The 21904-nt window shown below is 73.4% G+C and carries 20 protein-coding genes; 5 read left to right on the top strand and 15 right to left on the bottom strand.

Annotated features, from left to right (window positions below; genetic code table 11):
- Positions 1–54: 54 nt before the first annotated feature.
- The 4 genes from OG286_RS24370 to deoC all read right to left on the bottom strand — a co-directional run bounded on the left by OG286_RS24370 (position 55) and on the right by deoC (position 4066).
- Positions 55–480, bottom strand: a complete 426-nt coding sequence (locus OG286_RS24370) for a hypothetical protein (protein ID WP_396321359.1) — start codon at positions 478–480, stop codon at positions 55–57.
- A 217-nt stretch (positions 481–697) separates the two neighbouring features.
- Complete coding sequence (locus tag OG286_RS24375; RefSeq protein ID WP_396321358.1) at positions 698–1600, bottom strand: aldehyde dehydrogenase family protein; 903 nt, start codon at positions 1598–1600, stop codon at positions 698–700.
- Complete coding sequence (locus tag OG286_RS24380; protein WP_396321357.1) at positions 1593–3074, bottom strand: aldehyde dehydrogenase family protein; 1482 nt, start codon at positions 3072–3074, stop codon at positions 1593–1595. The genes OG286_RS24375 and OG286_RS24380 overlap by 8 nt, the downstream gene beginning before the upstream one ends.
- A 5-nt stretch (positions 3075–3079) precedes the next feature.
- Positions 3080–4066: a deoxyribose-phosphate aldolase gene (gene deoC, locus OG286_RS24385; protein ID WP_396321356.1), complete on the bottom strand. Its 987-nt coding sequence runs from the start codon at positions 4064–4066 to the stop codon at positions 3080–3082.
- 140 nt (positions 4067–4206) lie between these two features.
- On the opposite strand from deoC, the gene OG286_RS24390 reads away from it, so the two are divergent.
- Positions 4207–4884, top strand: a complete 678-nt coding sequence (locus OG286_RS24390; protein ID WP_396321355.1) for a PH domain-containing protein — start codon at positions 4207–4209, stop codon at positions 4882–4884.
- Between the two features lie 72 nt (positions 4885–4956).
- Here the strand turns inward: OG286_RS24390 and OG286_RS24395 are convergent, their stop codons facing one another.
- The 6 genes from OG286_RS24395 to OG286_RS24420 all read right to left on the bottom strand — a co-directional run bounded on the left by OG286_RS24395 (position 4957) and on the right by OG286_RS24420 (position 12991).
- Positions 4957–6660 carry a phospho-sugar mutase gene (locus OG286_RS24395; protein WP_405365774.1) on the bottom strand — a complete coding sequence of 568 codons (1704 nt, stop codon included), beginning with the start codon at positions 6658–6660 and terminating at the stop codon, positions 4957–4959.
- 130 nt (positions 6661–6790) lie between these two features.
- Positions 6791–7612 carry a purine-nucleoside phosphorylase gene (locus OG286_RS24400; RefSeq protein ID WP_396321353.1) on the bottom strand — a complete coding sequence of 274 codons (822 nt, stop codon included), beginning with the start codon at positions 7610–7612 and terminating at the stop codon, positions 6791–6793.
- A 127-nt stretch (positions 7613–7739) separates the two neighbouring features.
- Positions 7740–8837 carry an NlpC/P60 family protein gene (locus OG286_RS24405; RefSeq protein ID WP_396321352.1) on the bottom strand — a complete coding sequence of 366 codons (1098 nt, stop codon included), beginning with the start codon at positions 8835–8837 and terminating at the stop codon, positions 7740–7742.
- Positions 8838–8861: 24 nt separating this feature from the next.
- Positions 8862–9344: a poly-gamma-glutamate biosynthesis protein PgsC/CapC gene (locus OG286_RS24410; protein WP_396321351.1), complete on the bottom strand. Its 483-nt coding sequence runs from the start codon at positions 9342–9344 to the stop codon at positions 8862–8864.
- Positions 9341–10732: a poly-gamma-glutamate synthase PgsB gene (gene pgsB / locus OG286_RS24415; RefSeq protein WP_396321350.1), complete on the bottom strand. Its 1392-nt coding sequence runs from the start codon at positions 10730–10732 to the stop codon at positions 9341–9343. Before pgsB ends, OG286_RS24410 begins: the two co-directional genes overlap by 4 nt.
- A 15-nt stretch (positions 10733–10747) precedes the next feature.
- The gene (locus OG286_RS24420) at positions 10748–12991 is read right to left on the bottom strand and encodes a HAMP domain-containing protein (protein ID WP_396321349.1); all 2244 of its coding nucleotides are present in this window, start codon (positions 12989–12991) and stop codon (positions 10748–10750) included.
- Between the two features lie 210 nt (positions 12992–13201).
- On the opposite strand from OG286_RS24420, the gene OG286_RS24425 reads away from it, so the two are divergent.
- A complete protein-coding gene (locus tag OG286_RS24425) occupies positions 13202–14206 on the top strand; it encodes a hypothetical protein (protein ID WP_396321348.1) in 1005 nt (334 codons plus the stop codon).
- Positions 14207–14222: 16 nt separating this feature from the next.
- Here OG286_RS24425 and OG286_RS24430 read toward each other — a convergent pair whose 3' ends face one another.
- Entirely contained in the window at positions 14223–14660 is a 438-nt protein-coding gene (locus OG286_RS24430) for a gamma-glutamylcyclotransferase (protein ID WP_396321347.1), read from the bottom strand.
- Positions 14661–14738: 78 nt separating this feature from the next.
- Here OG286_RS24430 and OG286_RS24435 point away from each other — a divergent pair, with 78 nt between their 5' ends.
- On the top strand, positions 14739–16193 hold the full coding sequence (locus OG286_RS24435) for an NAD(P)H-quinone dehydrogenase (protein ID WP_396321346.1): 1455 nt from the start codon (positions 14739–14741) through the stop codon (positions 16191–16193).
- A gap of 200 nt (positions 16194–16393) precedes the next feature.
- Positions 16394–17392 carry a DeoR/GlpR family DNA-binding transcription regulator gene (locus tag OG286_RS24440; protein WP_405365775.1) on the top strand — a complete coding sequence of 333 codons (999 nt, stop codon included), beginning with the start codon at positions 16394–16396 and terminating at the stop codon, positions 17390–17392.
- 118 nt (positions 17393–17510) lie between these two features.
- Here OG286_RS24440 and OG286_RS24445 read toward each other — a convergent pair whose 3' ends face one another.
- Together OG286_RS24445 and OG286_RS24450 are read right to left on the bottom strand one after the other, a co-directional pair.
- The gene (locus tag OG286_RS24445; protein ID WP_396321345.1) at positions 17511–19286 is read right to left on the bottom strand and encodes an acetyl/propionyl/methylcrotonyl-CoA carboxylase subunit alpha; all 1776 of its coding nucleotides are present in this window, start codon (positions 19284–19286) and stop codon (positions 17511–17513) included.
- Positions 19287–19506: 220 nt separating this feature from the next.
- Positions 19507–20259, bottom strand: a complete 753-nt coding sequence (locus OG286_RS24450; protein ID WP_396321344.1) for a hypothetical protein — start codon at positions 20257–20259, stop codon at positions 19507–19509.
- A 106-nt stretch (positions 20260–20365) separates the two neighbouring features.
- On the opposite strand from OG286_RS24450, the gene OG286_RS24455 reads away from it, so the two are divergent.
- On the top strand, positions 20366–21139 hold the full coding sequence (locus OG286_RS24455; RefSeq protein WP_396321343.1) for an alpha/beta hydrolase: 774 nt from the start codon (positions 20366–20368) through the stop codon (positions 21137–21139).
- 1 nt (position 21140) lies between these two features.
- Here the strand turns inward: OG286_RS24455 and OG286_RS24460 are convergent, their stop codons facing one another.
- Positions 21141–21740, bottom strand: coding sequence for a nucleoside triphosphate pyrophosphatase (locus tag OG286_RS24460; protein ID WP_396321342.1), 600 nt, complete (start codon positions 21738–21740; stop codon positions 21141–21143).
- Between the two features lie 34 nt (positions 21741–21774).
- Complete coding sequence (gene mmpB / locus OG286_RS24465; protein ID WP_396321341.1) at positions 21775–21900, bottom strand: morphogenic membrane protein MmpB; 126 nt, start codon at positions 21898–21900, stop codon at positions 21775–21777.
- Between the last annotated feature and the right edge of the window lie 4 nt (positions 21901–21904).

A 21904-nucleotide genomic window follows, 5' to 3' on the forward strand; every position in this document is an offset into this window, starting at 1 on the left:
GCATCCGGGCCGGATGCCGAAACCAGTGGGACCGGACCTTTTCCCGGGCCGTGTTCAGACCTCGGCCGCCGAGTCCGCCACGGCGGCCGGCGCGGTGAGCGCGGCGTGCAGCAGCGGCAGGTAGCCGCTGTCCACCTGGAGGAAGACCGGCTCCTCGGCGCCGGGCACCAGGTAGGCGGTGGCGGCCCAGTCCTGGTCGTGCCAGGTGTCGGGCTCGGGCTCCTGGAAGGTCCCGCCGGCGGGCAGTTCGAGGGCGGCGCAGCCGCGGACGGTGAAGACCACGACCGGTCCGCCCGGGGTGACCCGCAGCTTGCCGTTGACGTACCGCCCGGAGGGCCAGCCGGGCCGGTGGGACCGGGCGGAGCAGGGGATCCGGACCGCCCTGCGGGCGGCCAGCCTGCGCCGCGCCCGGGCCAGGTGCAGCCGGCGGACGAACCCGTCCGCGAACAGCGCCATCAGCTCGCCGGCGATCTCTCCCACGTGCGTCCCCCTCGGTGTGCGGTGTGATCACAGTCTGCTCGGGCGGCGGGGCGGCCGGGAGCGCCGAAAGACGGAAGTGCACGGCGACGAAAGTCGACGGACCCGCGCCAGGGGGGGAGAGGCGCGGGTCCGTCCAATGACCGTCCGGGCCCTGGGGGGGAGAGGGCACGGGGGACGGCCAGCTTGTGGAGTTGTTACTCGGTGGCCGACGGGACGGTCAGATCCCCATCGGGTGCCAGACCGTCTTCGTCTCCAGGAAGGAGAGTAGCCGGTCGGTACCGGGAGCATTGGTCCAGTCCTGGGCGAACGGGTCCAGCTCCGGACGGACCACCCGCTTCAGGGTATCCGCGGCAGCGGCCTCCAGCGCGCCCGCCGCGCCGGGACCGTCGGAGGCGATCGCCCCGGTGAGGTCCAGCGCGTTGACGTCCTGGTGCGAGGCCAGGGTGGGCGCGATGTCGGCGGTGCGGCCGGAGATGATGTTGACCACGCCGCCGGGGACGTCCGAGGTGGCCAGCACCTCGCCCAGCGACAGGGCCGGCAGCGGGGCGTCGGCCGCGGCCGCGACCACCACGGTGTTGCCGGTGGCGATCGCCGGGGCGATCACCGAGACCAGGCCGAGCAGCGAGTGCCCGTAGCCGGCCTGCGGGGCGACGATCCCGACCACGCCGGTCGGCTCCGGGGTGGAGAGGTTGAAGTACGGCCCCGCGACCGGGTTGGCGCCGCCCGCGATCTGGGCGACCTTGTCCGTCCAGCCCGCGTACCAGACCCAGCGGTCGATCGCCGCATCCACCAGGGCGGCGGCCTTCTTCGGGCCGATGCCCTCGGAGAGCGCCACCTCGGCGGCGAACTGCTCGCGTCGGCCCTGGAGCATCTCGGCGACCCGGTAGAGCACCTGGCCGCGGTTGTACGCGGTGGTGCCGGCCCAGCCCTTGACCGCCGCACGGGCGGCCAGGACGGCGTCGCGGGTGTCCTTGCGGGTGCCCAGCGGGGCGTTGGCGAGCCACTCGCCGTTGGAGTCGGTCACCTCGTACACCCGCCCGCTCTCGGAGCGCGGGAACTTCCCGCCGACGTACAGCTTGTAGGTCTTGAGGACATCAAGACGGCTCACGACATCAGACATCGAGGTAGGCCTCCAGACCGTGGCGGCCACCCTCGCGGCCGTAGCCCGACTCCTTGTAGCCGCCGAACGGCGAGGTCGGGTCGAACTTGTTGAAGGTGTTGGCCCAGACCACACCGGCCTTGAGCCGGTTCGCGGTCCACAGGATCCGCGAGCCCTTCTCCGTCCAGATGCCGGCGGAGAGGCCGTACGGGGTGTTGTTGGCCTTCTCGACCGCCTCGGCGGGGGTGCGGAAGGTCAGCACCGACAGGACCGGGCCGAAGATCTCCTCCTGGGCGATCCGGTGGGCCTGGCTGACGCCGGTGAAGATGGTCGGCTTGAACCAGAAGCCGGTGCCCGGCAGCTCGCAGGCGGGCGACCAGCGCTCGGCGCCCTCGGCCTCGCCGGCGTCGGTCAGCGCGGTGATCCGGGCCAGCTGCTCGGCGGAGTTGATGGCGCCGATGTCGGTGTTCTTGTCCAGCGGGTCGCCGACCCGCAGGGTGCCCATCCGGCGCTTCAGGGCGTCCAGCAGCTCGTCCTGGATCGACTCCTGGACCAGCAGGCGCGAGCCCGCGCAGCAGACGTGGCCCTGGTTGAAGAAGATGCCGTTGACGATGCCCTCGACCGCCTGGTCGATCGGCGCGTCGTCGAAGACGATGTTGGCTGCCTTGCCGCCGAGCTCCAGCGAGAGCTTCTTGCGGGTGCCGGCCAGCTGCTTGGCGATCGCCCGGCCGACCGGGGTGGAGCCGGTGAAGGCGACCTTGTTGACGTCCGGGTGCGCGGTGAGCGCGGCGCCGGTGCGGCCGTCACCGGTCACGATGTTGACGACGCCCTTCGGCAGGCCCGCCTGGCGGCAGATCTCGGCGAAGCGCAGCGCGGTCAGCGGGGTGGTCTCGGCCGGCTTGAGGACGACCGTGTTGCCGGTGGCCAGCGCCGGGGCGATCTTCCACGCCAGCATCAGCAGCGGGAAGTTCCACGGGATGACCTGGCCGGCCACGCCGAGCGGCTTCGGGCCGGGGCCGTAGCCGGCGAAGTCCAGCTTGTCGGCCCAGCCGGCGTAGTAGAAGAAGTGAGCGGCGACGAGCGGCAGGTCGACGTCGCGGGTCTCACGGATCGGCTTGCCGTTGTCGATCGACTCCAGCACGGCGAGCTCGCGGCTGCGCTCCTGGATGATCCGGGCGATCCGGAACAGGTACTTGGCGCGCTCGCTGCCCGGCAGCGCCGACCAGTCGGCGAAGGCCCTGCGGGCGGCGGCGACCGCGCGGTCGACGTCCTCGTCGGTGCCCTGGGCGAACTCGGCGAGCACCTGCTCGGTGGCCGGGTTGACCGTCTTCAGGGCCTCGCTGCCGGAGGAGTCGACGAACTCGCCGCCGATGAAGTGGCCGTAGGAGGTGGCGATGTCACCCGCGGCGGCGGGCGACTCGGGGGCCGGGGCGTACTCGAAGAGGCCGCCGCGCTTGGGGGCCACGGGCTCCTCGATGGTCTTCTTCTTGGCCATGGTGATCAGTCCACCGTCACGTAGTCGGGACCGGAGTACCGTCCGGTGGTGAGCTTCTGACGCTGCATCAGCAGGTCGTTGAGCAGGCTGGAGGCGCCGAAGCGGAACCAGTGCGGGGTGAGCCAGTCGTCGCCGAGGGTCTCGTTGACCATCACCAGGTACTTCATCGCGTCCTTGGTGGTCTTGATGCCGCCGGCGGGCTTCACGCCGACCTGGACGCCGGTCTGCGCCCGGAAGTCGCGGACGGCCTCCAGCATCAGCAGGGTGACCGGCGGGGTCGCGTTGACGGCGACCTTGCCGGTCGAGGTCTTGATGAAGTCGGCGCCGGCCAGCATCGCCAGCCACGAGACGCGGCGCACGTTGTCGTAGGTCTGCAGCTCGCCGGTCTCGAAGATCACCTTGAGGTGGGCGGCGGTGCCGTCCGGGCGCTTGCACGCCTCCTTGACGGCGACGATCTCGTTGAAGACGTCGAGGTAGCGGCCGGAGAGGAAGGCGCCCCGGTCGATCACCATGTCGATCTCGTCGGCGCCGGCCGCGACCGCGTCGGCCGTGTCGGCCAGCTTCACCGGGAGCGCGGCGCGCCCGGCGGGGAAGGCGGTGGCGACGGAGGCGACCTGGATGTCGGTGCCCTGCAGCGCGGCCTTCGCGGTGGCGACCATGTCCGGATAGACACAGATCGCGGCGACGCGGGGGGTGGTCGGGTCGGTGGGGTCAGGGGTCCGGCCCTTCGCGCAGAGCGCGCGCACCTTGCCGGCCGTGTCCGCGCCTTCGAGCGTGGTCAGGTCGATCATCGAGATGGCCAGGTCGATGGCGTTCGCCTTCGCCGTGGTCTTGATCGAGCGGGTACCGAGAGTGGCGGCACGCGCCTCCAGGCCGACCTGGTCGACGCCGGGCAGGCCGTGCAGAAAGCGGCGGAGCGAGGCCTCGGACGCCGCAACGTCCTGGAGACCGCTGCCCGCAACGCCGGGGGCATTGGCTGCAAGAGTGGACATAGTCACCAGACCAGCATATCTACGCGCGTAACATCGCGCTAGGGCGGGACCTTTTCGATGCCGGACCGAGACCTCGGCGCCCCATGTACCCCGCCCGTCACCCCTGTAGATCGTGGGGGGCATGCGGCAGAATCGTCGGCATGACCGAATCCGACGGCAAGCCCCACCAGGGCTCGGCCGGCTCCGATGGGGAGCCCGTGTACGCCGACCGCGTGTACCGCTCCATTCCCGGCGTGATCTCCGGCGTGCTGTTGTTGGCCGTGGCCGGGTGGCTGATCGGGGACGCGGCGCTGAACGGGACGGGGAAGACGCCGTACGTGTCGCTGGCGGCCGTGCCGGTGTTCGCCTTCCCGGTGATCGCCTACACGCTGCGGCCGGCGGTGCTGGCCAACGACCGGCGGCTGGTGGTGCGCAATCCGCTGCGGACGATCACGGCGCCGTGGGCGTCGGTGGACGCGCTGCGGGCCGGGTACTCGGTGGAGCTGCTGGCCGGCGACAAGAAGTACCAGGTGTGGGCGGTGCCGGTGTCGCTGCGGCAGCGCAAGCGGGCCAGCCGGATGGAGCAGCGCGGCGGGGCGGACCGTCACGCGTCCCGGCTGGGGGCGACCTTCGGAGGCCCGGCGCCGGCGGTGGTCGAGGGCGCGCCGGACCCGAACCGGGCCTGGTCCGACCAGGTGGTCGGGGTGCTGCAGGACATGGCCGAGCGGAACGCGTCCCGCCCGGACGCCGCCGGGCCGGTGACCGTCCGCTGGTGCTGGTGGATCATCGCGCCGACGCTGGCCGGTCTGGCCGCACTGATCACCGTGATCGCGGCCTAGGCCAAGCGCCACGGCAGATGACGGGAAGGGGCCCGCCGAATCGGCGGGCCCCTTCGTCGTACGCGGGGTGCGTCAGGCGTCGATGCCGGCGGCCGCGGCCAGGTCGCGCTTGATCGCGGCGAGCAGACCGGCGGCGCGCTCGCGGGCGCCCGCCAGCTCGGCGGCCGAGGCGACCGGGAGGACGACCTCCAGGTAGCACTTCAGCTTGGGCTCGGTGCCGGACGGCCGGACCACGATCCGCGCCGAGCGGACGGCCTCGCCGCCCAGGTAGTAGCGCAGGCCGTCGGTGGGCGGCAGGTCGGCGGAGCCGGCGGTCAGGTCGTCCGCCTGGGTCACCTTCAGGCCGGCCAGCTCGGTCGGCGGCTGCTCGCGCAGGCGCCGCATCGCGTCGGCGATCAGGGAGAGGTCCTGGACGCGGACGGAGAGCTGGTCGGTGGCGTGCAGGCCGTGCTCCAGCGCCAGGTCGTCCAGCAGGTCGGTCAGGGTGCGTCCGGACTGCTTGAGGGTGGCGGCCAGCTCGGCGACGAGCAGGGCGGCGGTGATGCCGTCCTTGTCGCGCACGCCCTGCGGGTCCACGCAGTAGCCGAGCGCCTCCTCATAGCCGTAGCGCAGGCCGTCGGCGCGGGCGATCCACTTGAAGCCGGTCAGCGTCTCGGCGTACCCGAGGCCGGCCGCCTCGGCGATCCGGCCGAGGAGGGTGGAGGAGACGATGGTGGTGGCGAAGGTGCCGGCGGCCTTCTTGGCGACCAGGGCCGCGCCGAGCAGCGCGCCGACGTCGTCGCCGCGGAGCATCCGCCAGGCGTTGCCGTTGCCGTTGGCGGGGACCGCCACCGCGCAGCGGTCGGCGTCCGGGTCATTGGCGATGACGATGTCCGGGCCGACCGAGGCGGCGGTCCGGAAGGCGAGGTCCATCGCCCCCGGCTCCTCCGGGTTGGGGAAGGCCACGGTCGGGAAGTCCGGATCGGGCTCGGCCTGCTCGGCGACGACGGTGGGCGCGGGGAAGCCGGCCCGGCGGAAGGCGGCGACCAGGGTGTCGCGCCCGACGCCGTGCATCGGGGTGTAGACCACGTCGAGGTCGCGCGGGCTGGGCGGGTCCACGATCGAGACCGCGCGGGCCAGGTAGGCCTCGACGACGTCATCGCCGACCACGTCCCAGCCGTCCTCGGCGAGCGGGACCCCGGCGAGCGTGCCGATCGCGTCGATCTCGGCGGCGATCCCGGCGTCGGCCGGCGGGACGATCTGCGAGCCGTCGCCCAGGTAGACCTTGTAGCCGTTGTCCTGCGGCGGGTTGTGGCTGGCCGTGACGGTGACGCCGGCGGCCGCGCCGAGGTGGCGGACGGCGAAGGCGAGCACCGGGGTGGGCAGGGCGGCCGGCAGCAGCGCGGCGCGAAGGCCGGCGCCGACCACCACGGCGGCGGTGTCGCGCGCGAAGTCGTACGACTTGTGCCGGGCGTCGTAGCCGATGACGACGAGGTCGCCGAGGTTCTGCTTCTTCACGTAGGCGACCAGGCCGGCGGCGGCCCGGATCACCACGGCGCGGTTCATCCGCATCGGGCCCGCGCCCAGTTCGCCGCGCAGGCCGGCGGTGCCGAACTGGAGGCGGCCGGAGAACCGCTCGGCCAGCTGGGACCAGGCGATCTTGCTGTCCGACTCGGCGTCCGGGCCCTCGGCCTCGGCCAGCAGCGCGGCCAGCTCCTCGCGGGTCTGCGGGTCGGGGTCCTCGGCCAGCCAGGTCCGGGCCCGGGCGAGGAGGTCGGTGGTGGGTGCCTGCGTCATGGCCAGCTCCGTTGGAAAGTTCCGCGATGTCGTGGGTGTGCGCATGCGGACGGGGCCCGCGGGCGGGTGTGATCAGCGGATCACAGCCGCCCGCGGACCCCGTCGCTCACGATTGTGAACCAGATCCGGGTCAGATCCGCTCAAGGACCTTCGCCAGCAGCGCGCCCATGCGCTCGGCGGAGGCCTTGCCGGCCTCCAGCACCTCGGCGTGGTTGAGCGGCTCGCCGGTGATGCCGGCCGCCAGGTTGGTGACCAGGGAGATGCCGAGCACCTCGGAGCCGGCCTCGCGGGCGGCGATGGCCTCCAGCGTGGTGGACATGCCGACCAGCTCGCCGCCGATCACCCGGGCCATGTTGACCTCGGCCGGGGTCTCGTAGTGCGGGCCGCGGAACTGCACGTAGACGGCCTCGTCGAGGGTGGAGTCCACCTCGCGGCAGAGGTCGCGCAGGCGCTTGGAGTAGAGGTCCGTCAGGTCGACGAAGTTGGCGCCGACGATCGGGGAGTCCGCCGTCAGGTTGATGTGGTCGCTGATCAGGACCGGCTGGCCGGGGACCCAGCCCTCGCGCAGACCGCCGCAGCCGTTGGTCAGCACGATGATGCCGCAGCCCGCCGCGGCGGCGGTGCGCACGCCGTGGACCACGGTGGCCACGCCGTGGCCCTCGTAGTAGTGGTTGCGGCCCAGGAAGATCAGGGCGCGCTTGTCGCCGATCTTCACCGAGCGGATCGTGCCGGCATGGCCGGCCACGGCGGGGGCGGGGAAGCCCGGCAGGTCGGTGACCGGGAACTCCGCCACGGTCTCGCCCAGGGCGTCGGCGGCCGGCACCCAGCCGGAGCCCATCACCAGGGCGACGTCGTGGCGCTCGGCACCGGTCAGCTCGCGCAGGCGCGCGGCGGCGGCCTGGGCGGCGGCGTAGGGGTCGGCGGAGACGACCGACTGAGGAGATGCGTTCACACGTCCGAGGATAGACGGGAAACGACTACGCGCGTAGAAAATCGCGGCCCGACGTGCCGGATCGTTACCCGGATGGCGTGAAAGTACAGCTCGCGGGCCCCTTTTCGCCCGCTCGGACGGGAGCAACCTACAGCCGTTTGGCGCTCCGCAGCCCCTTGGCGTACATGCCGTTGTCGTCCAGCCGCGCGGTGCCGCCCTTGTCGCCGAAGGTCGGGCCGTTGGCCTCCTCCCGGCTGGAGACGTAGCGGGGGTGGCCGTCGGTGTCCAGGCCGAGGTAGATGCCGGTGTGGTCGAGCCGGGCGCCGGTGCGTGCGTCGATCTCGAAGAAGACCAGGTCACCGGGTTGCAGCGGGTCGATCGAGGCGGGTCGCAGGGTGGCGTCCGAACCGGGGGCGGTGGTCAGCGGCAGCACCGGCACGCCGGGGGCGAGCCGGGCCAGGCCGTTGGCGGTGCGCTGCAGGCCGGCTCCGGCCACGTCCTTGCTGAGCAGTGGGTAGCCGGATCGGTAGCCGTAGACCATCCGGACGAAGCCGGAGCAGTCGAAGGAGCCGTAGCGGGTCTTGTCCGGCTGCTTGGTGACCTTGTCGGCGAAGGTGTACGCGGTGCCGAGGTAGTCGAGGAAGTCGGTCTGCTCCAGCCGTAGGTCGTTGCCGGCCGAGCCGTTCGGGTTGAGCGGGCCGAACGAGGCGTCGCCCTTGATCCGCACGCCCTTGGCGTCCTTGCCCTCGGGTGCGCCGGCCAGGTACTGGGTGGCGATCGCCAGCACGTCGTCCGCCGTGGAGCCCAGCGACTGCTGGAACCACGTGCGGAACCAGCCCTCGTTCTCCGCGCCGGCCTTCCAGGTCTGCGGCATCAGCCGGACCCAGCTGTCGCTGACCAGCGTGGCCGTGGTGGTTCCGGGCTCGGTGAAGGTGCGGCTCGGGCCGGCCAGGACGGCGGTGCGGGCACCGTCGGTCAGGGTGGCGACCACGCCGCCGCGGGCGTCACGGACCACCGTGCGGTCCGGGCCGGCCAGCCGCTCGTACCGGTAGCCGGCGCCCGCCGCGGCGGTGCCCTGGGCGGCGGCCGGGCTCGGCGCGACGGTGGCGGCGATCAGCGGCGCGGTGCCGCCGACCGAGCCGGGCTGCCCGCCGCGGTCCCGCAGCTGGACGGTGAGGTACCCGCTGGCGGCCAGCAGGGTGACGGCGAGGCCGCCGCTGAGCAGGGATTTCCGGGTGACGGGCATGGGGCTGCTTTCCAGTGGGCGGGATCAGGTACCGGGGAGGGCGCCGAGCAGCACACCGGCGGTGAGCACGACGTAGTTGGCGAGCGTCACCGTGCTGGTGGCCATCAGGGTGGCGGCCCGCGGCTGGCGGACCAGCTGGTACGCGATCAGGCCGGGGACGATGAAGCCGAGCGTCTGGTTGGCGTACAGGGTCGGCAGCTCGCGCTGGAGGACCAGCATCACGGTGGCCTGGAGCAGGACGCCGGTCAGCACCACGGTGGCGAACAGCCGCTTGCCGTAGAGGATCACCAGCTTCTGGACGACCCGGGTGGCGAGGTAGGTCAGCACCGTCACGCCGATCACGATCGCCACCCGCTGGACGTCCTCGACCAGGGTGAGGGCCAGCCAGCCGGGGGTGATCATGCCGCCGGGGGAGAGGTTGGTGGTCAGGTAGCAGACGAGTGAGAAGACCAGGCCGAGCGCGATGCCGATGGCGGCGATCTCGGGGGTGAGCTCGGTGGGGATCACTGCTGGTCTCCGTACGGGAAGGGCTGGCGCGGGCGGGCGGGGGCCGGGTCGAACCAGGAGTCGGGCAGCGGCTCGGGGACGTACACGGCCTGGACGTACGGCGGTGGCGAGTAGGAGGGTTCCGCGTACGCCGGCCCGGTGTACGCGGGCCCGGGGTCGTCGTACGGCCGGTGGGCCGGCTCCTCGTACCGGGGGGCGTCCGGCTCCTCGTCCGGGGCCAGCCGGGCCAGCTCCTCCAGGAACAGCTCGCCCTGGCCGTGGATGTTGCCGATCGCCACCAGGGAGGAGTCCGGTCCGAGCCCGGCCAGCAGCTCCGCGGTGAGCGCCGCCGGGTCGCGCCGGTCACCGCCGAGGTCGACCACCCGCCCCGGCCAGCCGGCCGGGATGCCGTCCCGGGCGCTCTTGGTGGGATGGCCGATCAGGAAGACGGTGTCCGGGTCGAGGTCCGGCACGATCTGGCCCATCTGGCCGTTGCGCTCGACGCGGTCCGGGCGGCAGTTGATCACCACGTTCAGCGGGCGGTGGATCGCGCCGAGGTCCTCCAGCTGGCGGACGTTCATCAGGGTGGACTCGGGGTCGTTGGCCGCGAAGACGTTGGCGAACCGCAGCGCCTTGCCATCCTCGGTGCTGTAGCGCTCGACCGAGAGGACGCCCGGGTCCGGCGGGGCCTGCCACATGCCCTGCAGCGCCGTCTGCCGCTCCACACCGAGGAGTTCGGCGACGGCGAGGGCGATGGCCACGTTCTCCTTGAAGGTGAACCAGCTGAAGCCGCGCAGCTCCTCGTCGGTGACCGACTCCGGATCGACCACGATCAGCTCGCAGTTCCGCCTGGCCGCCTCCTCGCGCAGGATGTGCGCGCGCTCCTGCTCGGCGGTGACGCAGACGCCGCCGACCGGCATCGAGCGGGAGAGCGAGCGGGCGACGTCGTCCAGGGTCGGGCCCATCTCGGCGAGGTGGTCCTCGCGGACGTTGCAGAGCACACCGATGGTGGAGCGGATCAGCTTGGTCTGGTTGACCTCCTGGAGCGCCGGCATGACCGCCATGCACTCGATCACCAGGGCGTCCGGGCGGTAGGTGGCGGCGCGGCGGACGATGCCGATCTGCTCCACCACGTTGGCGATGCCGAACTTGCGGTAGACCGGTTCCTCGGTCGCGTCGGGGTGGATGAACCGGGCCGCGGTGCCGGTGGTCTTGGCGACGGTGACCAGGCCGCCGCCGCGCAGCGCGCCCGCGCAGAGCCGGGTGATCGAGCTCTTGCCGCGGATGCCGTTGACCAGCACCCGGGCGGGGATCTGCTCCAGCGCGGCGAAGTGCCGGCGCTGCTCGACGATCCCCGCCACCAGCAGGACGGCGCAGCACACCAGCAGCACGAGGTAGAGGAAGAGCACTTCGGGCGGTCCTTCTCAGCGGGTGGCGGTGGGCGCGGCGGCGGACGCGGCGGCGGGTGTGCCGCGGGCGGGCCGGGGCCTGGCGACGGCCCCGAGGTCCTGGCGGATCAGCTCCAGGCTGCGGGCGACGGCGCCGACCTCGTCGTGGTGGACGGGGTAGAGCACGGTGCGGCGGTCCCCGGCGGCCAGCGCCTCGGCGCTCGCGGCGAGCCGGCGCAGCGGCAGGCCGACGGCGATGAAGAGCCAGCCGAGGCAGAGCGTGGCGGCGGCCAGGCCGAGCATGCCGGCCAGGACGGCGCGCCGGTCGGCCCGGTTCTGGTCGAGGTGCAGCCAGGCCACCGGGTGGGCGGTGACCACCGACCAGCCGAGCTTGGCGACGGTGCCGTTGCCGCCGAGCGGGGCGGCGGAGACCAGGGACGGGTCGCCGCCGGTCCGGAGCACGTCGGCGGCGGCGTCCTTCTCGGCGGTCTCCAGGACGGCCTTGGCCCGGCCCTCGGGGAGGTCGCCGAAGGAGCTGTAGCCCTCGTTGGCGGCGACGACGCGCCGGCGGTCGTCGACCAGCCAGACCCGGCCGAGGCCGGGGCGGGTGAGCAGGGCGCTCAGGAAGTCGGTCTTGAACTCGCCGACCACCACCGGGCCCCTGCCCGTCCCGGTGTCGTCCCCGTCGGGTCCGGCGGGGGCGGCGGTGAGTGCCGCGCGGGCGGCGATCCGCGGCTCCTTGCCGGACGTGTTGAGCAGCAGGACGCCGTTCGGGCCGAGCGCGTCCGGCCCGGTGCGGTGCGGCGTCTCGCCGGCCTGGGCGAGCAGCTCGCCGTCGGCGCCGAGGACGTAGAGCGAGCGGTACCGGTCGTGCTCGGTGAGGGTGGCGCGGAGCAGGGTCGTGGCCTGGCCGACGGAGGCGTCGGCGAGTGCGGGGGCGAGGGAGCGCAGGTCGGCGTAGCCCTCGTTGAGCGCCTGGCGGACCCGGTCGGCGGCGGTGTCGGTTCGGTCCCGCTGGCCGGCCACCACCTGGGTGGGGACGCGGACCTCGGTGTCGGCGCCGCCGAGCAGGAGCAGCGGGCCGGACCAGCCGAGGATGACGACGGCGCACAGGGCGAGCGGCAGCGCGATGCCGGGGCGGCGGCGCTTCACCACCGGGGGGCCGGCCGGCGGGCGGGCCGGGTCGAGCAGCTGGAGCCGCAGCTCCTCCAGGGCGCGGTTGATCCGGCCGGCCTCGCCGCGCCCGGGCCCGCGGACCGGCTGGTCCAGCTCGCCGCGGGTCAGCCGGCGGGCTTCCAGGAACAGCCGGAGCAGCGGGCGTTGGAGGGTGCGGATCAGGAACCAGGCCAGCAGCAGGGCGACCAGCAGCAGCGCGCCGGCCGCGGCCAGGCCGAGGGCGGGGTGGCGCAGGCTGCCGGGCCTGCCGTCGATGGTGCTGGTGGAGACCACGGTGAGGCCGAGCGGGGAGGCCAGGTCGTGCCCGTCGGCGGTGGCGACGGCCGCGTAGCCGGCCACCCGGCGGACGCCCTTGTCGTCGGGGCTGCCGGCCAGGCTGCCGGAGGCGCTCTCGCCGGGCACGGGGCGGGCGAGGGAGGCGTGCTCCCGGGCGGTGGCGACGAGCCGCTTGTCGGGTTCGGCGAGCGGGGCGCCGGTGGAGTCCAGGACGGCGCCGGTGGCGTCGAGGACCTGGATGGTCTGCTCCTTGCGGGTGGCGATGCCGGGCAGCCGCAGGTTGTCGGAGGCGACCAGCAGGGCGCGGCCGTCCGTCTTCGTGGTGACCAGGGCGAAGGTCAGCAGCCGGGTGCCGGCGGCGGAGGGCACCAGCAGCGGCGCGGGCGCGGTGTCGGTGACCTTGGCGAGGTCGAGGCCGGCCAGCGGGACGGTCTCGCCGCGGGCGGCGAGCAGCCGGCCGGTGCCGGGCCGGACGATCACGGTGCCGCGCCACTTCTGGTACGCCTGGCCGAGCGCGGTCAGGACGGCGGCGGGCTCGGCGGGTGCGCTGTCGTAGCGGGCGGCGGCGCGGCGCAGGTCGGTGGCGCTCTCGTGGAGTCCGGCGCGGAGCGAGGCGGCGGTGTCCTCGGCGGCGAACTGGTGGGACTCGCGGACGGCCTGCGGGGTGTCGTCCACGCGGAGGCCGCCGACGGCCAGCGCGGTGATCGCGGCGACGGCCAGCAGCAGGATCAGCAGCAGGGCGATCGGCGGGCGGATGCCTCCGAGTAGCGGCATGTCGGCCCGGCGGCGATAGCGGTGCTGTCGCGGCGGGTTGCTTGCCGTGCTCACGGGGGCCTCGTCATCGGTTCGGGGGCGGCGGCGCGTCCGCCTCCCCCGTGGAGCTTCGCCGCGACCTGTGGTCAAGCCCTGGTCAAAACCTGACGAGCTTACGAGTCGGTTCACCGAATGCTGTCACGTTTCCATATCGAACCAGAGAAGCTTCGGTGTCTATTGGTTTGGACCATGGAAAGAGAGGCAATCAAGGTAGGTTCTCGCCCCATGGAGACTCTGCCCGTGAAGAGCGCGGGTTCCCGGCGCTCGGTGGTGCTGCCGGTGGCGGTGCTGCTGGTGCTGGCGGCGCTGGCCGTCGGGCTGACCGTCGCGGCCCGCGGCTCTGCCGGCCGGACGACGACGGCGGCGGGCCCGGCCGGGCCGGCCGCCCCGAGCGGCCCGCAGCCGGTGGACCTGGCGGCCCGGGTGGACGCGTACAGCGCGGGCTTCGCCCCCGACACCCCGTACACGGTGCCGGACGCGGTCCAGCGCAGGGCCGTCGCCGACGGGGTGCTGGCGGCGCTCGACGGGCGGCCCGAGCAGGCGGGCCGCGCGCTGGCACCGGTCGGCTACCGGCTGAACGAGTTCACCGAGGCGGGCAGCGGGCGCCGGGTGGCCGAGATCGCCGAGGACACGGCGGGGACGGCGGACGGGCGCGGCTGGGGCCGGGTCTACCTGGACCTCACGGTGAAGGACTACTGGACGGTCCAGGTGCCGCACCCCGTCTCCGACAGCCGTACCGAACTGCTCGGGGTGGACCTCTTCCGGGCCGCGCCGGGCGCGGTGCTGGTACTCGCCGGGGCGCACCGCAGGGCGGGCGCGGACGGCTCCTCCGACCCGGCGCACCGCAGCGACACGGTGTTCGCCGCCGTGATCGAGGCGCTCACCGCGCGCGGGCTGCCCGGCATCCAGGTGCACGGCTTCGACGAGGGGAGCCTGCCCGGGCAGGACGCGGTCGTCTCCGGCGGCACCGGACAGGCCGGGCCGGCCGCCGAGCTGACGGCCGGCGGGCTCGGGCAGGCCGGGTTCGCGGTCTGCCGGGCGTGGCGGGAGAAGTGCGGGCAGCTGGAGGGCACCACCAACGTCGAGGGCCGGTTCGCGGCCGGCCTCGCGGTGCCGTGGCTGCACGTCGAGCTGGCCAACGCGCTGCGCACCGAGGCGGCCCGGCGGGCCGCGGTGGTGAGGGCGCTGGCCGCCACGGCCGTCGCCTGGCGCACCCCGGCCACGCCCTGACAGGGCCCGGCAGGACCTAGCAGGGGCGGCGGCGCAGGTCCAGGACGTAGTCGTGCGGAGCGCCGGCGCTCTCCGCGGCGTCGGCGATCAGCCCGAGGTAGCGGGCGGCGGGAAGGCCGCCCTCGTAGTCGTTGAGTACGTACGTCCAGACCGGGATGTCGCCGTCCAGGGTGTGCGCGCGCAGCTTGATCTTGCGGTAGATGCCGAGCTGGACGCCCTCCCAGCGGTCGAGGCCCTCCTCGTCCATCGGCGCGACGTCGTACAGCGAGACGAAGACCTGGTCCTTCTCGTCCTCGACCACGGTGGCCAGCGAGCCCTCCCAGCCGAGCTGTTCACCACCGAAGGTGAGCCGCCAGCCGTCCAGCCACCCGGTACCGCGCAGTGGGGAGTGCGGCGCGCGGCGGGTCATCTGCCGGGCATCGAGGTTGGTGGCATACGCGGCGTAAAGGGGCATGGGGGGAAGCCTACGTTCACGGGGCGATTGCACAGAAGCCCCGACCCCGGCGTGGCAGTGCTCCCGGCGTACGGGACAATGGGCAATGTGACTCGGATCGTGATCATCGGTGGCGGACCCGGCGGCTACGAGGCGGCGCTCGTCGCCGCCCAGCTCGGCGCGGAGGTGACCGTCGTCGACCGCGACGGTCTGGGCGGATCGGCGGTGCTCACGGACTGCGTGCCGTCGAAGACCCTGATCGCGACCGCGGAGGTGATGACGACCTTCGACAGCTCGTACGAGGAGCTGGGCATCATCGTCGCCGACGACACCCCGCCGCTGGAGCAGCAGGCGAGGGTGGTCGGCGTGGACCTCGGCAAGGTCAACCGACGGGTGAAGCGTCTGGCCATCGCGCAGTCGCACGACATCACCCAGTCGGTGACCCGCGCCGGCGTCACCGTGCTGCGCGGCCGGGGCCGGCTCGGCACCGGCGGGCAGGCTGTGGACGGCTCCCGCGAGGTGCTGGTGGACGCGCCCGACGGCACCGTGCAGGCGCTGCGCGCCGACGCGGTGCTGATCGCCACCGGCGCCCACCCGCGCGAGCTGCCGGACGCCCAGCCGGACGGCGAGCGGATCCTGACGTGGACCCAGGTGTACGACCTGGACGAGCTGCCGCGCGAGCTGATCGTGGTCGGCTCCGGCGTCACCGGCGCCGAGTTCGCCGGCGCGTACCAGGCGATCGGCTCCAAGGTCACCCTGGTCTCCAGCCGCGACCGGGTGCTGCCCGGCGAGGACCCGGACGCCGCCGAGGTGCTGGAGGAGGTCTTCCGCCGCCGCGGCATGAACGTGATGAGCCGCTCCCGCGCCGAGGGCGCCAAGCGCGTGGGCGACCACGTCGAGGTGACCCTCTCCGACGGCACGGTGATCAAGGGCACGCACTGCCTGATGGCGGTCGGCTCGATCCCGAACACCGCGGACATGGGCCTGGAGGAGGCCGGGGTCAAGCTCAACGACTGGGGCCAGATCCAGGTCGACCGGGTCTCGCGCACCAGCGCCCCCGGCGTGTACGCGGCCGGCGACTGCACCGGCGTCTTCATGCTCGCCTCGGTCGCCGCCATGCAGGGCCGGATCGCGATGTACCACGCGCTCGGCGACGCGGTGCAGCCGCTGAACCTGAAGACCGTGGCCTCCAACGTCTTCACCGACCCGGAGATCGCCACCGTCGGCTACACCGCCGCCGACGTGAAGTGCGGCAAGATGGACGCGGTCGAGATCAAGCTGCCGCTGCGCGGCAACCCGCGGGCCAAGATGCAGGGCATCCGGGACGGCTTCGTGAAGCTGTTCTGCCGCCCGGGCACCGGCATCGTGGTCGGCGGCGTGGTGGTCGCCCCGCGCGCCAGCGAACTGATCCACCCGATCTCGCTCGCGGTGGACGCCAATCTGACGGTCGAACAGGTGGCCAGCGCCTTCACCGTCTATCCGTCGGTCTCCGGCTCGACCGCCGAGGCCGCCCGCCAGCTCCACATCAGGAAGCGGGCCGAGGGCGAAAACTGAGCACCTGACGCGAAGTTGAGGGCGGCTGCCGGTCGGCGGCCGCCCTTCGCGCGTCCCGGGGAGTCACCCGGACGGCGGGCGCAGTTCCGGATTGCTGACGGCGCGTATTGTACGGTCACGCGCCGCACGTGCGTGAGCAATTCCGGCTACCAGCTGCAAACGCATGAAAGCAGACGGTCACGCAGGTTACCGTCGGTTCTGTGTTTGCAGCAGAACGTCGCCAGTTGATCCTCGAAATGGTGCGCGCCAACGGAGCCGTGTCGCTCCGTGAACTGGCCCGCGTCGTCCAGACCTCCGAAGTGACCGTGCGCCGAGACGTACGGGCGCTGGAGGCAGAAGGGCTCCTCGACCGCCGGCACGGCGGTGCGGTGCTCCCCGGCGGCTTCAGCCGCGAACCCGGCTACCCGCAGAAGACCCACCTCTCCGCGGCCGAGAAGAGCGCCATCGCCGATCTCGCCGCGGGCCTGGTGGAGGAGGGTGACGCCGTGGTGGTCGGCGCCGGTACCACCACCCAGGAGCTGGCCCGCAGACTGGCCCGGGTGCCCGGGCTGACGGTGGTCACCAACTCCCTGCTGGTCGCCCAGGCGCTGGCGCACGCCAACCGGGTGGAGGTGGTGATGACCGGCGGCACCCTGCGGGGCTCCAACTACGCCCTGGTGGGCAGCGGGGCCGAGCAGTCGCTGCACGGGCTGCGGGTCTCCAAGGCGTTCATCTCCGGCAGCGGGCTGACGGCCGAACGCGGCCTGTCGACCACGAACATGCTCTCCGCGAGCGTGGACCGGGCTCTGGTGCAGTCGGCCGCCGAGGTCATCGTCCTCGCCGACCACACCAAGCTCGGCGCGGACACCATGTTCCAGACCGTGCCGACCGAGACCATCACCCGGTTGGTCACCGACGAGCACGCCACCTCCGACGACGCCACCGCGCGCGAGCTGGACGCGCTCGCCGACTGCGGCGTGCAGATCGACCTGGCCCCGCTCGGCGCCGCCCCCACCGGGGACGCCCCGGCGAACGGCACCGGCAGCGGTCCCGTGCACCAGACCCAGCCCGGCCCGATGGCCCGCAGGGCCGCCCCGCCGCCCGGGGGCACCCCGCTGCCCGGCCAGCGCCGCCCGGGCGCGCACGGCGGCCCCGCGGGCCCCGGCGGGCCGCTGCCGGCCCGGCTCGCCGAGCTGGGCGGCATCCCGCGCGTGCGGTAGCCGGCGCCCGGCGGCGCCGGCGGCCGCTCCGGCCGGAAACGGAACCGGTCCGCACACCACGGGGGTGTACGGACCGGTCCGGCGAGGGGACTTCGTCGGTCCCCGGGCTCGTGCTGCGTCAGTCCTTGATCTCGCAGAGGGCGGCGCCGCTGGAGACGCTCGCGCCGACCTCGGCCTTGAGGCCGACCACGGTGCCCGCCTTGTGCGCGTTCAGCGGCTGCTCCATCTTCATCGCCTCCAGGACGACGATCAGCTCGCCCTCCGCGACGACCTGGCCCTCCTCGACGGCGACCTTGACGATGGTGCCCTGCATCGGCGAGGCCAGGGTGTCACCGCTGACCGCGGAGCCGGCCTTCTTGGTGCCGACCCGGCGCTTGGCCTTGGCCGCACCGGCCGCACCCGCCGCCGGAGCCGCGGAGACGCCCAGCGAGGACGGCAGCGAGACCTCGATCCGCTTGCCGCCGACCTCGACCACGACGGTCTCCCGGCCTTCGGCCTCCTCGCCCTCGCCGGGCGCACCCGCGAACGCCGGGATGGTGTTCTCGAAGTCGGTCTCGATCCACCGGGTGTAGACCTTGAACGGCCCCTCGTCGCCGTGCACCTCCGGCGCGAACGCCGGGTCGGTGACGACCGCCTGGTGGAACGGGATGGCGGTCGCCATGCCCTCCACCTTGAACTCGTTCAGCGCGCGCCGGGCCCGCTCCAGGGCCTGCTTGCGGGTGGTGCCGGTGACGATCAGCTTGGCCAGCAGGGAGTCCCAGGCCGGGCCGATGACCGAGCCGGTCTCCACACCCGAGTCCAGCCGGACACCCGGCCCGGACGGCGGGGCGAACAGCGTGACGGTGCCCGGCGCGGGCAGGAAGCCACGGCCCGGGTCCTCGCCGTTGATGCGGAACTCGAAGGAGTGACCTCGCACCTCCGGGTCGCCGTAGCCCAGCTCCTCGCCGTCGGCGATCCGGAACATCTCGCGGACCAGGTCGAGCCCGGTGACCTCCTCGGTGACCGGGTGTTCCACCTGCAGACGGGTGTTGACCTCCAGGAAGGAGATCGTGCCGTCCACGGCCACCAGGAACTCGCAGGTCCCGGCGCCGACGTAGCCGGCCTCCTTCAGGATGGCCTTGGACGCCCGGTACAGCTCGGCGTTCTGCTCGGCGGTCAGGAACGGCGCGGGCGCCTCCTCGACCAGCTTCTGGTGCCGGCGCTGGAGCGAGCAGTCACGGGTGGAGACGACCACCACGTTGCCGTGCTGGTCGGCCAGGCACTGGGTCTCGACGTGCCGCGGGTTGTCCAGGTACCGCTCCACGAAGCACTCGCCGCGACCGAAGGCGGCGACCGCCTCGCGCACCGCGGACTCGTACAGCTCCGGGATCTCCTCCAGCGTGCGGGCGACCTTCAGACCTCGGCCGCCGCCGCCGAAGGCCGCCTTGATGGCGACCGGCAGGCCGTGCTCCTGAGCGAACGTGACGACCTCGTCGGCGCCCGAGACCGGGTCCGGCGTACCGGCCACCAGCGGGGCGCCGGCGCGCTGCGCCACGTGCCGGGCGGTGACCTTGTCACCGAGGTCGCGGATGGCCTGCGGCGGCGGGCCGATCCAGGTCAGGCCCGCGTCGATGACGGCCTGGGCGAAGTCGGCGTTCTCCGACAGGAAGCCGTAACCGGGGTGGACGGCGTCCGCCCCCGAGTCGGCGGCGGCCTTGAGGACCTTCGCGATGTCGAGGTAGCTGGTACCGGGGGTGTCGCCGCCCAGCGCGTAAGCCTCGTCGGCCGCGCGGACGTGCAGCGCATCCCGGTCCGGCTCGGCGTAGACGGCGACGCTGGCGATACCGGCGTCCGAGCAGGCCCGGGCGACGCGGACGGCGATTTCTCCGCGGTTGGCGATGAGCACCTTGCGCACTGTGGCTCCCTTCTTGAACCTGATCGAGTCTATGGATTTCTCGGTAGTACCGGCGAGTAGCCCAAGGTTGTGAACTATCCCACACGGAGGGTGATGCGTCCGGCGGACCGGTCCGCGGCCCTGTCGGGGTCGTCCCAGGTGGCGGCCGGTGAGGCTGCCGCGGCCCGCCCCGCGCGGGTGGTGACGGGGAGGTACGGCGACGCGGTGGCCTTGGCCACACTCACGAAACGGGGGCCGCGGAGGCACTCCTTTCGAGTGCCCTCGCCGTCACGTCGGCGGCCAGCTCGACCACGTCCGGGCCGTACGCCCTCGGGTTGACGACCCTGAGGACGAGGGCGAAGGTGCCGCCCGCGCCGTACGTGCGGGCGAGCCTCCGGTGGTTGGCGACCAGGTAGCGCACGGCGGCGTGGTTGGAGACCGCGGTCTGTCCTGCGACCAGGAAGGCGGGCCGGCCGTCGGGTGAAGGGTGCAGCCGGGCCAGCAGCACGAACGCCTGGCCGCCGGAGGGCTCGGACCCGGGCTCGTACCGGTACTCCTCGCCCCCCACCGCCAGCGACAGTTCGGGGGCGCTGCCGCCCACGTCCTTGAAGGTCACCCCGGGCAGCCAGGAGGCCAGGTGCGCCGCCGTCCGGTCGTTACTGGACGGGCCGCCGAGGCAGAACTCGGCCTTGTGGCCCAGCCCCTGGCGGACGTCCTCGTGGCCGACCAGGTCGGCCTGGGCCCCGCACTCCTTGACCAGCGCGGCCAGCTCCATCAGTGCGAACACGTCGTTGCGCGAGACGCTCTTGCCGCTGGCCGAGGCGGTGTGCCGGTTCACCACCAGCAGGCACTCGCTGCCGGCCGGCAGGCCGAAGAACGAGCGGACGCGTTCCAGCCGCCGTCTTCGGCGCAGGTTCTGGCCGAGCCAGCCGAGCCCGGCACTGAGCGCGCTGGCGACCAGCCCCAGCACCACGTTGAGCAGACCGTCGGTCACCTGCCCGTCCCCTTCCCCGCTCTCCGTTCGAACGTCCGTCAGACTAGCGGCGGTTGACCGTCCCGGGCCATTGACGAAGGCGGAACGTCCTCCTAGCGTGCGGCAGATGAGGCTCTTCAGGGGGAAGTCGGGGGTGGCGGCCGCCGCCATAGGGGTACTGGCCCTCGCCGGCTGTGGCAGTTCCGGCACGACCGCGGCACCGGGTGGTGCCCCACCGGGCAGCGCCTCGCCGACGGCCGGACCGGCCCGGACGCACGGCTGCCTCACCGAGGCACAGGCCAAGGCCGGCAGCATCGACCTGCCGGCCTCCTCCGGCATCCGCCCGGCGTACTTCCAGCAGGCGGACGCCGGGCCGGCCCGGACGGCCGTGGTCTTCTCGCACCAGCTCGACGGCTCCCTCTGCGACTGGGTGCCCTACCTGCCGGAGTTCACCAAGGCCGGGTACGCCGTACTGGCCGCCAACGTGCCGGGCAGCCCCGCGAACGACCTCCCGGCCGCGCTGACCTGGCTCGGGACCAAGGGCGTCACCAGGGTGGTGCTGGTCGGCGCCTCCAAGGGCGGCACCGGCTCGCTGGTGGCCGCCGCCGAGCCGACCCCGCTGCCGGTCGCCGCCGTGGTCTCGCTCAGCGGCCCCGCACAGTACAGCGGGGACAACGCCGGGAAGGCCGTGCGGACTTCGCAGGTGCCGGAGTTCTTCGGCGCGGAGGAGGACGACTCGCCGTTCGCCGAGGACGCCCGGACGCTGCACACCGCCGCCGCGGCGCCGGTCAAGCAGCTCAAGATCTACCCGGGCTACCGTCACGGCGCGGACCTGCTCGCGGACGGCGCGCTGCCGGACGTGCTTTCCTTCCTCGCCCAGCAGGCCCCGGCGGCCGGGTGAGTCAGGCCCAGAGGTCGGTGATGCGCACGCCCAGCCCGGCGAGGAGGGTGCGCAGCAGCGGCAGCGAGAGGCCGATGACGTTGCCCGGGTCGCCGTCGATCCCCTCGACGAACGGCGCCGAGCGGCCGTCCAGGGTGAAGGCGCCGGCCACGTGCAGCGGTTCGCCGGAGGCGATGTAGGCGGCGACCTCCGCGTCGTCCGGGGTGCCGAAGCGCACGGTGGTGGAGGCGGTGGCCGAGGACTGCTCGCCGGTGACGGTGTCGATCACGCAGTGCCCGGTGCGCAGCACGCCGGAACGGCCGCGCATCGACTGCCAGCGGGCCAGCGCCTCGGCGGCGTCGGCGGGCTTGCCGAGCGCCAGGCCGTCCAGCTCCAGCACCGAGTCGCAGCCGATCACCAGCTCGCCGCCGGTCAGTTCGGCGGCGACCGCCTTCGCCTTGGCCTCGGCCAGGACGAGCGCGAGCTCGCCGGGGGTGGCGGCGGTGATCGCGTCCTCGTCGACACCGCTGACCACCACGCGTGGGTCGAGGCCCGCCTGGCGCAGCAGCCCGAGGCGGGCGGGGGAGGCGGAGGCGAGGACGAGGGCGCGGCGGTCGGTCATGCCCACCAGGGTAGGGGGTCCTCCGCGCGTCCGTTCAGACCATCAGAAGAACGGCGAACACCAGGAGGAAGGCGGCGAGCACAGGGCCGGCGCGGCGCAGTTTCTCCTGCACCCGCCGGGCCTCGGGGGAGGGCTCGTCGCGGGGGTCTGACCAGAGCACCCCT

Origin of the sequence: Kitasatospora sp. NBC_00039, from assembly GCF_045160625.1 — a bacterium.
Taxonomy (GTDB): domain Bacteria; phylum Actinomycetota; class Actinomycetes; order Streptomycetales; family Streptomycetaceae; genus Kitasatospora.

What these genes read in the sequence shown, in the direction of transcription:
- OG286_RS24390 (WP_396321355.1), top strand. Translation starts at nt 4,207, where the DNA reads ATGACCGAATCCGACGGCAAGCCCCACCAGGGCTCGGCCGGCTCCGAT.
- OG286_RS24375 (WP_396321358.1), bottom strand. Translation starts at nt 1,600, where the DNA reads ATGTCTGATGTCGTGAGCCGTCTTGATGTCCTCAAGACCTACAAGCTG.
- OG286_RS24380 (WP_396321357.1), bottom strand. Translation starts at nt 3,074, where the DNA reads ATGGCCAAGAAGAAGACCATCGAGGAGCCCGTGGCCCCCAAGCGCGGC.
- OG286_RS24395 (WP_405365774.1), bottom strand. Translation starts at nt 6,660, where the DNA reads ATGACGCAGGCACCCACCACCGACCTCCTCGCCCGGGCCCGGACCTGG.
- OG286_RS24460 (WP_396321342.1), bottom strand. Translation starts at nt 21,740, where the DNA reads ATGACCGACCGCCGCGCCCTCGTCCTCGCCTCCGCCTCCCCCGCCCGC.
- OG286_RS24425 (WP_396321348.1), top strand. Translation starts at nt 13,202, where the DNA reads ATGGAGACTCTGCCCGTGAAGAGCGCGGGTTCCCGGCGCTCGGTGGTG.
- OG286_RS24435 (WP_396321346.1), top strand. Translation starts at nt 14,739, where the DNA reads ATGGGCAATGTGACTCGGATCGTGATCATCGGTGGCGGACCCGGCGGC.
- OG286_RS24430 (WP_396321347.1), bottom strand. Translation starts at nt 14,660, where the DNA reads ATGCCCCTTTACGCCGCGTATGCCACCAACCTCGATGCCCGGCAGATG.
- OG286_RS24405 (WP_396321352.1), bottom strand. Translation starts at nt 8,837, where the DNA reads ATGCCCGTCACCCGGAAATCCCTGCTCAGCGGCGGCCTCGCCGTCACC.
- OG286_RS24455 (WP_396321343.1), top strand. Translation starts at nt 20,366, where the DNA reads ATGAGGCTCTTCAGGGGGAAGTCGGGGGTGGCGGCCGCCGCCATAGGG.
- deoC (WP_396321356.1), bottom strand. Translation starts at nt 4,066, where the DNA reads ATGTCCACTCTTGCAGCCAATGCCCCCGGCGTTGCGGGCAGCGGTCTC.